Here is a 13,798-nt window from a genome sequence, read left to right as displayed (position 1 = left end):
AACATAAATGTTTGAGAAATTTAAAAGCAGAGCAATTAGAATCGAGCATATTCTTATCCAATTCATGTAGAACATTCATGTTAAAAAAAACACTGATCATTAGTTTAAGTACATTCATTTCGAGCTTTGCATTTGCCAATATTGATACGGTACAAACTAACTTGGCAAAAAACAGTCCCAATTTAAAAATTGAAAATATTCAGACTACGGAGATGAAAGGCATCTATAGTGGCTCCATGCAGGGCCAAGTGGTTTATCTGAATGAAGATGCCAAGCATCTGATTGCCGGCCCAATGCTGCGGATTCAGGATCAGCATAATCTGACCCGTGATTTAATGCTGAAACAAAATAGTATCGACTGGAAAAAATTACCGCTTCAGGATGCTGTGAAAAGTGTAAGAGGTACGGGTAAACGTCAGATTGCCATCTTTTCTGACCCAAATTGCCCGTATTGTAAAAAGCTTGAGCTAGAGCTGGAAAAACTGAATGACTTGACCATTTATACCTTTATTCTTCCTTTAAAACCCCAGTCGGTGGCTCCTTCAAAACAAGTGTATTGCGAGTCTAATCCAGCTCAGGCATGGGAAAATCTGATTGCTCAAGGGATTCAACCTAAATCGAAAAAAAGTTGTGCCAATCCGATTGAACGGAATAAAAAACTGGCTCAGTCTATGGGTGTGAATGGCACACCTGCGATTATTTTTTCTAATGGTTTTAAGGTGATGGGTGCTTATCCGGCAGAGCAGATTGAGCAGATTTTTAAAGAATTCGATTTATAAAAATTAAATAAAGATATCAGTTGCTCAATATAAAAAAGCACCTTTTCCGGTGCTTTTTTATTCAGGTCGTCAAATCAACCTCAGAAACATCTGAATGGTTTAGACTGTACGGCGTTTGGTGACCATATTATAAATAAACAGAATAATCACAGCACCAATCACGGAAGCAATCAGACCTGCTGCGGAATCTGCCGAATACAGACCGAGCATACGGCCACCAAAAGTCGCCAATAAGGAGCCGGCAATACCCAATAAGGTAGTCATGATAAAGCCTGCCTTGTCATTACCCGGATGAATAGCACGTGCAATCAGACCTGCTACAAAACCAATGACGATCGCCACAATAATTGTCCACATATGCATACTCCTTCTTATCATGTCTTTGTTTTCACATCTGTTTAATCATCTTGAAACAAAGTCAGGATCATAAAAAGTTGAATCCTGAAACGAGATGTTATTTTTTGTTCCCGGTTTCCTGTCCATTTTAGGCATAAAAAAAGTGGCTTATGCCACTTTTTTCAACCTGATTTTAAAGACCAATTTCACCAATAAATGGCAGGTGACGGTACTTCTGGTCATAGTCTAGGCCATAACCCACAATAAATTTATCTTCAACTTCAAAGCCCATAAATTCGACTTTCAGATCGATTTCACGACGCGATGGTTTACTTACCAAAGTACACAGTTGAATCGAGTTAGGTTCACGGGTTTGCAGGATTTCGAGTACCTTGCTTAAAGTGTTGCCTGAATCAATAATATCTTCAACCACCAACACATCTTTACCACGGATTTCACCGTCTAAATCTTTCAGGATTTTTACATCACGTGACGATACCGTGCCACCGCCATAACTGGACACAGTCATGAAATCCAGTTCATGCGGTTTTGAAATCACACGACATAAATCAGCCATAAAAATCACTGAACCACGTAATAAACCGATGAGCACAAGTTCTTTGTCACTATTGGCATAGTGTGCATTGATTTGAGCACCAAGCTCTTTGACTTTAGCTTGAATTTCTTCAGCGGAAATCATTACGCTCATTTGAACGGTCATGGGTAGATACCTAAAAAGTAAAAATAGCAAAATAAAAAAGGTGTTGACCTGCAACACCTGAATACGTCGCAATTTTAATACATCCCTAGCAGAGATGCACCTGTTTTGCTGGCTGTAAATGTAATCATTTTTTAGCCGCGGCTGAATCGCGTTTCAGTAAAAAAACACAGCCCAGCGCCATTGCAGACAGGAGCAAGTATTGACGATGGCGGGGTTTTGTCGCTTTATTCACTGGCTGCTGCTTTGACATAGACGGCTACTCCATAGACATAGGTGGCTGCAATATTACGGTCATCGCCGAGCATAGTCAGTGCAAAAAATGCATCTTCAATATTTTTAGCTCTGCTCTGACGTAACTGCTGTAAGGCCGTGGCCTTAAGATCCAGCACCACAAAGTCGGCTTCTTTGCCAATATTAAAGTTCCCCAGGCGATCATCTAGACTCAAGGCTTTGGCACCGCCTAAAGTGGCATGATATAAGGCTTCAAAGGCAGAAAGTTTTTCACCCTGCAACTGTTGCACCTTATAGGCTTCATTCAGGGTTTGCAGCTGATTAAATGATGTTCCTGCTCCAATGTCTGTGCCTAAGCCGACTTTGACCCCTTTGTCCCAGGTCTTTTTCAGGGGAAATAAGCCACTACCCAGGAATAGATTTGATGTCGGACAGAAGGCAATGGCGGAGTCGGTCTGATGCATACAATCCCATTCCTTATCTTCCAGATGCACACAATGTGCAAAGACGGACTTGCTCCCGGTTAAACCATAATGATGATACACATCCAGATAACCTTCACGTTCAGGAAAGAGTTCTTTGACCCAAGCAATTTCATTTTTATTTTCACTTAAATGGGTATGCACATAGACATCCGGATATTCGGCTTTGAGCTGCCCGGCTTTTTGTAGTTGTTCAGGTGTTGACGTCGGTGCAAAGCGTGGGGTAATCGCATACAGGTTCCGTCCCTGTCCATGCCACTTTTCAATCAGCGTTTTAGAATCTATATAAGCCGTTTCTGCTGTATCTGTGAGTGCTTCCGGAGCATGACGATCCATCAGGACTTTACCCGCAATCAGACGCATATTGCGTGTGGTTGCGGCATTAAATAAAGCATCTACGGATTCAGGATGAACGGTACAAAAGACCAGTGCAGTGGTGGTGCCGTTTTTAAGCAATTCCTGCACGAAAAATTCGGCAATTTTTTCGCTGTAGGATGCATCTTGGAACTGGATTTCAGTGGGGAATGTATAGGTATTTAACCATTCCAGCAGTTGTTCACCATACGCCCCGATCATTTCTGTTTGCGGGAAATGAATATGGGTGTCGATAAAACCGGGAACAATCAGTTGATCTGGATAGTGCTGTAATTCAGCGTTGGTAGGAAGTCGTGACTGCCCTTCTTGCCATGGACCAAACCACTGGATTTTACCCTCTTGAATGATGACTAAGCCATCTTCTACATATCGCACTTGGTCGTGTATATCACGTGCTTGGGCAACTGTATTCTGAATGTCGAGGAAGCGACCACGGATCGCTGTCGTTGCAATTACAGAAGACATTTTAAACCTACGCTTTTAATTTTTTCGATTGATTGTAGCTGAAAAAATTGCCATGTTTGTATGAACATTCATATTTAAATAGTGATCCCGATTCTTCTATGACCTCATCCAATTATTATGATCAATTTCAACAGATCGTGTGTGCGCAGCCCACATTAATGCGCATCTTGCATCAGTTAGCACAATTACACTCTGACGCTTATGTCGCAGCGGGTGTGTTACGTCATGTGATCTGGGCGCATTTACATGGATGGGAATATGAAATAAATCATACTGAGGTCGATGTGATTTTCTATGATGAAAATGAGCAGGCTCGCGTTATAGAACAGCAACTTGCAGATCGGTTAAAAGAGTATTTTCCAGATATCCGTTGGGATGTGACCAATCAAGCCTTTGTACATGAGTGGTATCGTACCGATCAAAATGAAAATATTGAGCCTTTAACTTCAATTGATCATGCGCTGTCATTATGGCCAGAAACTGTCACGGCCTTGGCACTGCGCCTAAAAGATGATGAATTGGAGTTGATTGCTCCTTTCGGTTTAGCAGATTTATTGAGTTAAAGCTGCGTTGGAATCCGAATTTAGTCAGTTATGCCGTGTTTGAACAACGCATGCTGAGCAAACAGTTTTTGCAAAAATGGCCCAAATTATCCCTGATAGAACAATAAAAAAAGCCTGCTGATGCAGGCTTTTTTGATGATTACTTTTTACAGGGTGGTTTCGTTATGCCTCTTACTATGACGAATCGACAAGATCGCGGTCACAGTGAGGACAATCACAATAAAGCTCAAAGAAATCCAGATCGGCATATGGAACACATCCAGCATCAGCATTTTAAAGCCGATAAAGACCAGAATGATCCCGAGACCATAAGGCAGATAATGCATTTTTGAGGCTGCGCCCGAGAGCAGGAAGAACATCGCGCGTAGGCCTAAAATCGCCATCAGGTTTGCGGTAAGGACAATAAAGGGATCGGTGGTGACGGCAAAAATAGCTGGAATAGAATCGACGGCAAAGATCACATCAGAGGCTTCAACCAGGATCAGGACCAAGAACAACGGCGTTGCCCAGAGCAAACCATTCTGACGGACAAAGAATTTGTCGCCCTGAAGTTGCGGGGTAATACGCATATGTTTACGTAGCCATTTCAGAATCGCCATATCTTCAATATTGCTGTCTTCTTCATGCTGACCACGAAGGAATTTGAAGCCGGTATACACCAGGAACGCACCGAAGATATACAGAATCCAAGAGAATTCCTGTACAAACCAGGCGCCAATAAAAATAAAGATGGTTCTGAGTACAATCGCACCCAGTACGCCATATAACAGCAGCTTGCGTTGCAATGCGGGTGGAATGGCGAAGGCCGCGAAGATCATCAGCCAGACAAAGACGTTATCAATCGCTAGGGATTTTTCCAGCAGATAACCGGCAAAGTATTCCATAACCTTGGCATTAGCAATTGCCGTGCCTGCGGTCTGCTCCAGATACAGCCATAAGCCGCCACCAAATAAAGTCGCGACACTGACCCAGGCAATACTCCAGTAGGCAGCAGTTCGGACTTTAACTTCCTGACCATGCTGATGCTTAAAGCCGACAAAATCGATTACCAGCATGACTGCGACAATCGCGAAAAAGACAAGATACAGCCAGAGTGTACCAATGGTTTCCATGTGAATTCTCCACATCGGACAACTAGCCATAAAAAAACCTTGACCAGTTGCCAGATGAAAAACATCTATAACAACATGATCAAGGTCTTGCCTACATCTTACTGTTCCACTTTTTTATATAAAGTGTGACTTCAAGATGCTCAGATACCGACTTTTTGCAAAGTGTAATGACGATATTCTGACACGTTTAAAAATTGAAATTTCATTCTTAAACGCTTGGAGGAGGCTACTCCCCTTGTTCAAACTAAATTTTATTTGAGCGGTAGCTCAATGTGCAGCAAGCATGACAGATTTTTGCTAAGACTACAATTTCATTTACAAAAATCATGCTTCAAGGCGCTTTCTTACCTAAGAAATCCGGACGCTGAATTAGATATAAGCTGATCAGAAAACCCAGACTCGCCAGAATGGCTCCCACCCAGCCAATACTATGTAATCCGATATGTGCCGTTACCAGACCGCCGAGTAAGGCACCGCCACCAATCCCGACATTGTACAGACCTGAAAAAATTGCCATGGCGACATCGGTTGCATCAGAAGCCAGATTTAAGGTTTTGGCTTGTAGAGCCAGACTAAACCCAATAATGCTGATGCCCCAGATTAACGCCAAGCTATTAAGCTGAAATACACCCTGAGACAGTGGCAGCAATAACAGTAGCGAGATCCCTAGCCCGAGTGTAAATAGCGGAATGGTGAGTCGGGGAAAATGCGGTGCAAAGCGGCCAAATAGATAAGAGCCGATCAGGCCCGCAGCGCCATAAATTAGCAATAAGCTGGTGGTCTGTGCAGAGCTGAATTGCGCAATATTCAGCGCAAAGGGTTCAATATAACTATAGGCGGTAAATTGTGCGCTAATCACAAGCACGGTAAGCGCAAAGACCAGCATCAGGCTGGGACGTTTTAGCAAGCTTTTTAAACTGCTGAGTGAACCTGAATTAACACTTGGCAATAAAGGCAAGGTTTTGGCCAGCAATACGCACACCACGCTCGCCACAATCCCAATCAAGGCAAAACTATTGCGCCAGCCATAGGCCTCCCCGACCATCCGGCCAAAGGGAATTCCCAGAACCATCGCCATGGCGGTACCGGTAGCCAATAAGCCCAGTGCCTGAAACTCTTTGCCCTTTGGCGCAACCCGCACAGCAAGCGACGCCGTAATTGACCAGAACAGCGCATGCGCCACGGCAATACCAATCCGGCTCAGCACCAGAATGCTAAAGCTCCAGGCAAAATAGGACAGCACATGACTGAAAATAAACACCGCAAATAAAATCATCAGCAGAAAGCGCCGTTCAATATTTTTGGTCAGTAACATCATTGGCAAAGAAAGCAGCGCCACGACCCAGGCATAAATTGTCAGCATCCACCCGACTTGGGTCGGTGACATGGCAAAACTGGTACCAATATCACTTAATAGCGCCACCGGGATAAATTCGGTGGTATTGAAAATAAAGGCAGCAGAGGCTAAAGCAATCACACAGACCCATTGACGCGTCACCGAAGAGGTGGAAGAAGAGCTGGACATAAACATCTGATAAAAGGAACCGGCTGGCAGTTTAAACCTATTGAGCAAAATGCGGTATTGGTCAGAAGGACAGATTCACAATCCTTTAAAAGAAATCTAACAATAGAGCAGGGAAAAATATGTCAGTCTGGTTTAAAAACAAGGAGAGGATCGGCATGTTGATCGAGCATCAGCAACAGGACAATGGAGGTTTATGGTTTGTAGAGCCAAATGAAAAACGTCTGGCAGAAATGAGTTATTCAAGAGTAAATGAAGATCAATTAGTGATTGAACACACCTGGGTCGATGACAGTCTACGCGGCCAGCACGTCGGGTATTATCTGGTCGAGGCCGCTGTGAATTTTGCCCGTGAACACGGCATCAGGATTATTCCAAAATGCCCTTTTGCCAAATCCGTGTTCGAGCGAGAGCCTCACTTTAATGATGTTTTATAATTTAAAAATGACAACAAAGGTTCAGATTCGTATGGAAATCAAATATCAAGATTCAAAACGCGGTGGTGTATTTTTTATGGAAGATCAAGGACGCCGCCTGGCGGAGATCACTTATCAATGGCGGGGCGATGCCGTCATCATTGCCGATCATACCTGGGTCGATGATTCCCTGCGTGGCCAAGGTATTGCCCGAAAAATGCTGGATGTACTGGTTGATTTTGCCCGTGAAAAAAGTTTAACCATCATCCCGCAATGTTCCTATGTGGATGTCATGTTTAAACGTGACCGAAGTCTGGCCGATGTCGCAGCAACGGCTATTTAACTACCCAAGGGGATTTCCCGAAAGATAAATGCAGTTTTTCTTTCAAGGCAGGAATCAATATAACCTGTAACAGGGTATATAAACCGAAACCTGCCATCACCCCGGTCATCGCCCAGAAAATTTCTTCAAACTGTTGCAGCATCACCAAAATTGCCATGATCAGCAGGTAACTGCCATGAAAATAAATACGATGCCCAACAAATTTCAAGATCGTCCAGCTAATAAAAATTGAACTGATCAGCAGATTGGTTTGAGCGCTGAAATGCCAATTATTTAAAGTGATGATCAGGATAAAACACACACATAACAAGGCGAGGGTTAAAATCAGATCTTTTAACATCAAGTGATCCTCATGTTCATGGTAGGTGTATGAAAATATTCGTTTAATAATTTAGGCACTATTGTTAAAAGTTTAATCCAGAAATGCAAACTGAAAACCGTGTAAGCAAAAACGGATATTTGCTTAAAAAATAGTCGACTTAATTTAAAATTATTGATTAAATTGTGTTTTTAATTCTTCCCTCTAGAGAGATGGCATGATGCTACAGCTTTGCTATGCCAGTGAACGCATAGAATCTGAACAAGAGTTGTTACAAGATTTGAGCGATATTTTAGCCACTGCCCGGAAGTTTAACCTTCAGCATCAGATTCATGGGGTGTTGTATTATTCCCATGGCAAATTTTTCCAGTGCCTTGAAGGTCGGGCTGAAGTAGTGGAAAGTTTATTTCAGAGCATTTGTCAGGATGCCCGCCATCATAGTATCTTGCGTTTTGCAGATGCGATGGTAGAGCAGTCTCATTTCTCGGAATGGTCAATGAAATATGTGCATAAACACAGTGAAATTTCTTCTTTATTTTCACGTTTAGGTTTGAAGCAATTTGATCCGCATGCCTTACAGCAGTCAGGAATTGCCGAATTCCTCAAAGTACTGTATCGCCTGGAAGAAAATCAGGCCAGTCTGGCATCGCCAAAAGGCTATAAGCAGCGTGGTTATGTCCCCTATTTCTGATCTGCTGGATTAAAGCTGAAAATAAAAAAGTCCGCATAGCGGACTTTTTTGTCTGATGTACATTAGCTCATGTCAATCATGACTTTTAAGGCTTTCTCATCGGAGGCATGTTTAAATACATCATAGGCTTTTTCAAAATCGGCAAATTTAAAATGATGGGTCGCCAGTTTTTCTAGGGGCAATTTGCCGGAACAGCAGGTTTTCAGCAACATCCCTGTGGTATTGGCATTCACCAGGCCGGTGGTGATGGTCAGGTTTTTAATCCAGAGTTTGTTCAGTTCAAAACTCACCGGTTTACCATGTACGCCGACGTTGGCAATATGCCCGCCCTCTTTCACGACATGCTGGCAAATATTCCAGGTCGGTTCTACACCCACTGCTTCAATGGCACAGTCGACCCCGCGTCCATCGGTAATCTCTAAAATCTTTTGAATGACATCTTCTTTGGCAGAGTTGATGGTATGCGTCGCGCCGACAGTCTTGGCAAATTCCAGCCGGTTATCATCCATATCCACCATAATAATATTGGCAGGTGAATAAAACTGTGCGGTGAGCAGACAGCTCATGCCGATTGGCCCTGCCCCGACAATCGCGACATTGTCGCCTGGTTTGACATCGCCATATTGCACCCCAATTTCATGTGAAGTTGGCAGAATATCTGAGAGGAACACGGCCACATCTTGATTCAGGCCTTCGGGTAAATGATAGAGCGAGGTGTCGGCAAAGGGCGTGCGTACATATTCGGCATGGGTACCATCAATCATATAACCCATGATCCAGCCGCCTTCATTGCGACAATGGGCATAGAGCTGTTTCTGGCAGTTTTCACAGGTTCCGCAGCGGCTGACACAGGAAATAATCACCCGGTCGCCCTTTTTGAAGTTTTGCACGGCGGAACCAACTTCTTCCACAATGCCAATACCTTCATGACCTAAAATACGTCCCTTAAAGCTGCCCTCTTTACGCGTAGCCTCCTGCTCAATTTCCGGGTTTTTACCTTTCCAGATACCCAAGTCGGTACCGCAGATGGTAACTTTTTCGAGTTTAATGATGGCATCGCTGGGATGCAAAATGGTGGGAACTGGGCGGTCTTCAAAGCGGATATCATTTGCGCCGTAATAGACCATCGCTTTCATCGTTGTCATGACACATCTCCTAATGGAATGAGGAATGAGAATGACCTGACTCAGCGAGAATAATGAACGCCTCGATTGCTTTTATATAGTGACAGCGATGGGCTGATTTATGATCTGGCTTTCAGGCCTATAGATACCTGTGTTCTTCTCGATTGTGCCTTGAGTGATATGGCGCTGCAATGAGTCTTGTGTACAGATTGCAACAAAAGATCATCAGGGAGGGTTCAGAGATAAATCTGCTATTTGGGTCAATATTTAAATCATAGGACTGCAGGATCAGAACAACGGTTCACTTTTTCTCAATCAACGTTTTAATATGCTAAAAAAAGCCCGCTAGGCGGGCTTCTTCACTTCACTTAAATCTGTTTTATGCTTGTAAAACAGTAATCAGCTTCTGATGCAAACCACCAAAACCACCATTCGACATAATTACTACGGCATCGCCCTCGCCTGCCTCTGCTACCACGGTCTGAATGATGTCATCCAGTGTGCGTGCAACTTTGGCCTTGTTTGGCGCAGCCTCAATGACCGGTTGCAGATCCCAGTCCAGTCCTTCCGGTTGATACCAGATCACTTCATCGGCCAGACGTGCTGAATGAGCCAAGCCATCTTTATGACTGCCCATGCGCATGGTATTGGAACGTGGTTCAATAATTGCCCAGAGTTTGCGTTCCCCTAGACGTTTGCGCGCACCTTCTAAGGTCGTATCAATCGCCGTCGGATGATGGGCGAAATCATCATAAACCTCGATACCACGGACTGTGCCTAACAGTTCCATACGGCGTTTCACCCCACCAAAATTCGATAGTGCTTCACAGGCAGTTTCAATCGATACGCCGACATGTTCAGCGGCAGCAATCGTGGCCAAGGCATTGGCCACCGAATGCTGCCCGGTCATATTCCACTGTACTTCGCCTTTGACAACGCCCTGTTGCAGGACTTTGAAATGTGAACCATCTGCTGACAATTGTTCTGCATAAAGTTCAGATTTTTCGTTGGCATCTAGACTGGTGCGCACTACAGGCGTCCAGCAGCCCTGCTCCAGCACTTCATCAATATTGCTTTCAGTAATCGGCGCGATAATCCGGCCTTCACTTGGAATGGTACGAACTAGATGATGGAACTGCTTTTGAATTGCGGCTAGATCATCGAAGATATCGGCATGGTCAAATTCCAGGTTATTTAAAATTGCGGTTTTTGGATGGTAATGCACGAACTTGGAACGCTTGTCGAAGAAAGCAGAATCGTATTCATCGGCTTCGACACAGAAATATTTCCCACCACCGAGACGCGCACTTTCCGAAAAGCCCAATGGCACACCGCCAATCAGAAAACCTGGCTCCAGACCGGCTTGATCCAGTACCCAAGCCAGCATCGTGGTGGTCGTGGTTTTACCATGTGTTCCGGCGACACCCAGCACGTGTTTACCTTGCAGAACATGATCAGCCAGGAACTGCGGACCTGAAATATAAGGCAGACCTGCATTCAGCATATATTCGACTGCATCAATACCACGCTTCATGGCATTGCCGACGATCACCAGATCCGGATGAGGCTGTAAATGACTGCGGTCATAACCCTGCATTAAAGTGATGCCCGCATTTTCAAGTTGGGTCGACATGGGTGGATACACATTCAGGTCTGAACCTGTTACCTGGTGGCCCAGATCGCGTGCAAGTAGCGCTAACGAGCCCATAAAGGTGCCACAAATACCCAAAATATGCAGATGCATCTACTTTACTCCGTTCCTGTCTGACCCATCACTTTATATTGGTGCTGTTGTCATGATTTATTCAATTTGCAAGCAACGATAGCAAGGCTTTAGCTGAAAAGATAGTGAAAATTCTGGCCTTGTTGTGGGATTTTTTAAATCCTGTTTCACGGATAAATTCAAAGAAAATTTCAAAGCGATGCAATATCTTTTCGCCAAATAAACCGTAAAATAAGTTCGACTTTTTTGCAGAGTGCATGCAAATGCTGCCGGCTTTATTTCTTCTGGTAATTGCCAACTGTTTTATGACCCTGGCCTGGTATGGGCATTTAAAGTTTTTGCCGCATGATGCACCGCTCTGGCAAGCGATTCTATTTAGCTGGGCCATTGCCCTGTTTGAATATAGCCTGATGATTCCGGCGACCAAATTGCTGGCGCAGCAAGGACTCGCAGTCGGCCAAATGAAAATCACCCAGGAAGTCGTGACCTTACTGGTCTTTGTTCCTTTTATGATTTTTATGTTTAAACAGCCCTTTAAACTGGATTATCTCTGGGCTGCTTTATGTCTGTGTGGATGTGTCTATTTTGTATTCCGCAGTTCTTAAATAGTTGTAACTGCAGATACTCCCCTATTTTTATTACAGTTTTTGAAAATTCGATAAAAAAACAAGAAAAATCGAGCCTTGCTTTGACCGTTAAATTTTATGAAGCTGAATTTTCAGTCTATAATACGCACTCCTATTCAAGCTTGGCTCTCTCGTCGAGATTTATCTTTATCTCACTTTAATCTCTGGAAAATTTGCAATGAATGCGGCTGCTGCACAAGATACTCCTCTCGTAGGTATTATCATGGGTTCTCAATCAGATTGGGCAACTCTCGAACACACTGCCAATATGCTCAAGCAGCTTGGTGTCCCATTTGAAGCCGAAGTTGTTTCTGCACACCGTACCCCAGACCGCCTGTTTGAATATGCCGAGCAAGCGCGTGATCGTGGTATTCATGTAATTATTGCCGGTGCAGGTGGCGCAGCGCATTTACCGGGTATGTGTGCAGCGAAAACTGATCTTCCAGTTTTGGGTGTACCGGTGAAATCTTCGATTTTAAACGGTGTTGATTCATTGCTGTCTATTGTGCAAATGCCAGCCGGTATTGCGGTGGGTACCTTGGCCATCGGTCCTGCCGGTGCCACCAATGCTGCCATTATGGCCGCGCAAATTCTGGGTTTGACCCGTCCAGAAATCGCAAAAAATGTTGCAGATTTCCGTGCAGCGCAAACAGATAAAGTGGCAAGTAACAATATTCCAGGCCAAGCTTAAGTCGAGACACAGATTATGGATAAAACCATCGGTATTTTTGGTGGCGGTCAGCTGGGTCGTATGATGGCGCAAGCGGCACTTCCATTAAATATTCAATGTACATTTTTTGAAGCCAGCACAGACTGTCCTTCTGCTGCTTTGGGTCCGGTGATTTCGAGCCAGGCTGAAAATGGTCTGCAAGACTTTATTAATAGTGCAGATGTATTTAGCCTTGAGTTTGAAAATACGCCACTTACAGATGTTGATGTACTGACGCAAAGCAAGCAACTGCATCCGCCGCGTCAGGCTTTGGCGATTGCCCAGCATCGTCTGTCTGAAAAAGCCTTGTTTGATGAACTGGCTATTCCGGTTGCACCGTACAAAGCGGTCACTTCACTGGAAAGCTTAGAGGCTGCTGTAGCTGAACTGGGCTTGCCGATCGTACTGAAAACCTCGCGTGGCGGTTATGATGGTAAAGGCCAATTCGTTTTACGTTCGGCCGATCAGATGGATCAGGCCTGGGCAGAATTGGGCCCTGCAGGTGAGCTGATTGCAGAAAGCTTTGTCACCTTCTCACGTGAAGTATCAATTATTGCAGTACGCGGCCAAGATGGTGATGTCAAAACCTGGCCATTGGCTGAAAATCATCATCATAACGGCATTCTGTCGCACTCGATTGTGCCTGCACCGAACAGCGCAGATTTGCAACCTGTGGCGCAAGATTACATCACTCGTCTGCTGAATCACTTGAACTATGTCGGTGTCCTAACCCTTGAGCTGTTTGTGACAGACAAAGGCTTATATGCCAACGAGATGGCACCACGCGTGCACAACTCGGGGCACTGGTCGATTGAAGGCGCCGTATGTTCGCAATTTGAGAATCATGTACGTGCGGTGGCTGGTTTGCCTTTAGGTTCAACTGAAGTGATCCGTCCAACTGTCTTGGTGAACATCATTGGTCAGCATCCAAAATCTGCAGATGTTCTGGCTCTGGAAGGTGCGCATTTGCATCTCTACAACAAGTCAGAGCGCGAAGGCCGTAAGATTGGTCATATCACCTTGATGCCAAATGACAGCGCGCAATTGTCTGTGCTTTGCCGCCAACTGGCGAAAATTTTACCGAATCCATTGGCATTGAGCGAAGATATGACCATCTAGGCTTTAACTTGCTGATAAAAAAAGCGATCACTTCGGTGATCGCTTTTTTATTTGTCTGCTTTCAGGCATGATTACGCCTCTTTAAAAATGCCTGCCATTGGTCGGATCAGTTTTTAAATCAATTGCTTACAAACTGATCAAT

16 protein-coding genes and 1 pseudogene are annotated in these 13,798 nt (G+C 44.4%); 8 read left to right on the top strand and 9 right to left on the bottom strand.

The annotated features are described in order from the left end of the window. Window positions 1-77: 77 nt before the first annotated feature. Window positions 78-779: a DsbC family protein gene (locus tag ACO1B7_RS06990; protein WP_423089940.1), complete on the top strand. Its 702-nt coding sequence runs from the start codon at window positions 78-80 to the stop codon at window positions 777-779. 99 nt (window positions 780-878) lie between these two features. Here ACO1B7_RS06990 and ACO1B7_RS06985 read toward each other — a convergent pair whose 3' ends face one another. The 3 genes from ACO1B7_RS06985 to guaD form a co-directional block, all read right to left on the bottom strand. After that, a complete protein-coding gene (locus ACO1B7_RS06985; protein WP_004281926.1) occupies window positions 879-1,136 on the bottom strand; it encodes a GlsB/YeaQ/YmgE family stress response membrane protein in 258 nt (85 codons plus the stop codon). Window positions 1,137-1,308: 172 nt separating this feature from the next. Continuing rightward, window positions 1,309-1,836: a hypoxanthine phosphoribosyltransferase gene (gene hpt, locus ACO1B7_RS06980; protein WP_004647133.1), complete on the bottom strand. Its 528-nt coding sequence runs from the start codon at window positions 1,834-1,836 to the stop codon at window positions 1,309-1,311. Window positions 1,837-2,060: 224 nt separating this feature from the next. Beyond that, complete coding sequence (gene guaD, locus ACO1B7_RS06975; protein WP_423089939.1) at window positions 2,061-3,389, bottom strand: guanine deaminase; 1,329 nt, start codon at window positions 3,387-3,389, stop codon at window positions 2,061-2,063. A gap of 98 nt (window positions 3,390-3,487) precedes the next feature. Here guaD and ACO1B7_RS06970 point away from each other — a divergent pair. Beyond that, window positions 3,488-4,059, top strand: a pseudogene (locus ACO1B7_RS06970) (nucleotidyltransferase family protein). 39 nt (window positions 4,060-4,098) lie between these two features. On the opposite strand, the gene ACO1B7_RS06965 reads toward ACO1B7_RS06970, so the two are convergent. After that, window positions 4,099-5,064 (bottom strand): TerC family protein, encoded by a 966-nt coding sequence (locus tag ACO1B7_RS06965; RefSeq protein WP_005094866.1) that lies wholly within the window; start codon window positions 5,062-5,064, stop codon window positions 4,099-4,101. Between the two features lie 331 nt (window positions 5,065-5,395). Beyond that, window positions 5,396-6,589, bottom strand: coding sequence for a sugar transporter (locus ACO1B7_RS06960; RefSeq protein WP_423089938.1), 1,194 nt, complete (start codon window positions 6,587-6,589; stop codon window positions 5,396-5,398). A 155-nt stretch (window positions 6,590-6,744) separates the two neighbouring features. On the opposite strand from ACO1B7_RS06960, the gene ACO1B7_RS06955 reads away from it, so the two are divergent. Together ACO1B7_RS06955 and ACO1B7_RS06950 are read left to right on the top strand one after the other, a co-directional pair. Beyond that, window positions 6,745-7,023 (top strand): GNAT family N-acetyltransferase, encoded by a 279-nt coding sequence (locus tag ACO1B7_RS06955; protein WP_180039090.1) that lies wholly within the window; start codon window positions 6,745-6,747, stop codon window positions 7,021-7,023. A 31-nt stretch (window positions 7,024-7,054) separates the two neighbouring features. Continuing rightward, complete coding sequence (locus ACO1B7_RS06950; RefSeq protein WP_004281917.1) at window positions 7,055-7,345, top strand: GNAT family N-acetyltransferase; 291 nt, start codon at window positions 7,055-7,057, stop codon at window positions 7,343-7,345. On the opposite strand, the gene ACO1B7_RS06945 is transcribed toward ACO1B7_RS06950, so the two are convergent. Then, complete coding sequence (locus tag ACO1B7_RS06945) at window positions 7,338-7,685, bottom strand: hypothetical protein (protein ID WP_423089937.1); 348 nt, start codon at window positions 7,683-7,685, stop codon at window positions 7,338-7,340. The genes ACO1B7_RS06950 and ACO1B7_RS06945 overlap by 8 nt on opposite strands. 196 nt (window positions 7,686-7,881) lie before the next feature. Here ACO1B7_RS06945 and ACO1B7_RS06940 point away from each other — a divergent pair, with 196 nt between their 5' ends. Further along, entirely contained in the window at window positions 7,882-8,355 is a 474-nt protein-coding gene (locus ACO1B7_RS06940; protein ID WP_423089936.1) for a BLUF domain-containing protein, read from the top strand. A gap of 62 nt (window positions 8,356-8,417) precedes the next feature. On the opposite strand, the gene ACO1B7_RS06935 is transcribed toward ACO1B7_RS06940, so the two are convergent. The 3 genes from ACO1B7_RS06935 to ACO1B7_RS06925 form a co-directional block, all read right to left on the bottom strand. Then, the gene (locus ACO1B7_RS06935) at window positions 8,418-9,500 is read right to left on the bottom strand and encodes a zinc-dependent alcohol dehydrogenase family protein (RefSeq protein ID WP_423089935.1); all 1,083 of its coding nucleotides are present in this window, start codon (window positions 9,498-9,500) and stop codon (window positions 8,418-8,420) included. Between the two features lie 358 nt (window positions 9,501-9,858). Continuing rightward, window positions 9,859-11,223, bottom strand: coding sequence for a UDP-N-acetylmuramate:L-alanyl-gamma-D-glutamyl-meso-diaminopimelate ligase (mpl, locus tag ACO1B7_RS06930; protein ID WP_005252988.1), 1,365 nt, complete (start codon window positions 11,221-11,223; stop codon window positions 9,859-9,861). A gap of 61 nt (window positions 11,224-11,284) precedes the next feature. Continuing rightward, the gene (locus tag ACO1B7_RS06925; RefSeq protein ID WP_016806943.1) at window positions 11,285-11,461 is read right to left on the bottom strand and encodes a hypothetical protein; all 177 of its coding nucleotides are present in this window, start codon (window positions 11,459-11,461) and stop codon (window positions 11,285-11,287) included. Window positions 11,462-11,465: 4 nt separating this feature from the next. Between ACO1B7_RS06925 and ACO1B7_RS06920 the strand changes: the two genes are divergently transcribed. From ACO1B7_RS06920 to ACO1B7_RS06910, 3 genes are all read left to right on the top strand, one after another. Further along, a complete protein-coding gene (locus ACO1B7_RS06920) occupies window positions 11,466-11,807 on the top strand; it encodes a DMT family protein (RefSeq protein WP_004647146.1) in 342 nt (113 codons plus the stop codon). Between the two features lie 199 nt (window positions 11,808-12,006). Further along, on the top strand, window positions 12,007-12,519 hold the full coding sequence (gene purE, locus ACO1B7_RS06915) for a 5-(carboxyamino)imidazole ribonucleotide mutase (protein WP_005094870.1): 513 nt from the start codon (window positions 12,007-12,009) through the stop codon (window positions 12,517-12,519). 15 nt (window positions 12,520-12,534) lie between these two features. Then, window positions 12,535-13,656: a 5-(carboxyamino)imidazole ribonucleotide synthase gene (locus tag ACO1B7_RS06910; RefSeq protein ID WP_180087479.1), complete on the top strand. Its 1,122-nt coding sequence runs from the start codon at window positions 12,535-12,537 to the stop codon at window positions 13,654-13,656. The last annotated feature ends 142 nt before the right edge of the window (window positions 13,657-13,798 follow it).

Origin of the sequence: Acinetobacter lwoffii (assembly GCF_049367455.1) — a bacterium.
GTDB classification, from domain to species: domain Bacteria; phylum Pseudomonadota; class Gammaproteobacteria; order Pseudomonadales; family Moraxellaceae; genus Acinetobacter; species Acinetobacter lwoffii_W.
This window is presented reverse-complemented; position numbering and strand designations above follow the sequence as displayed.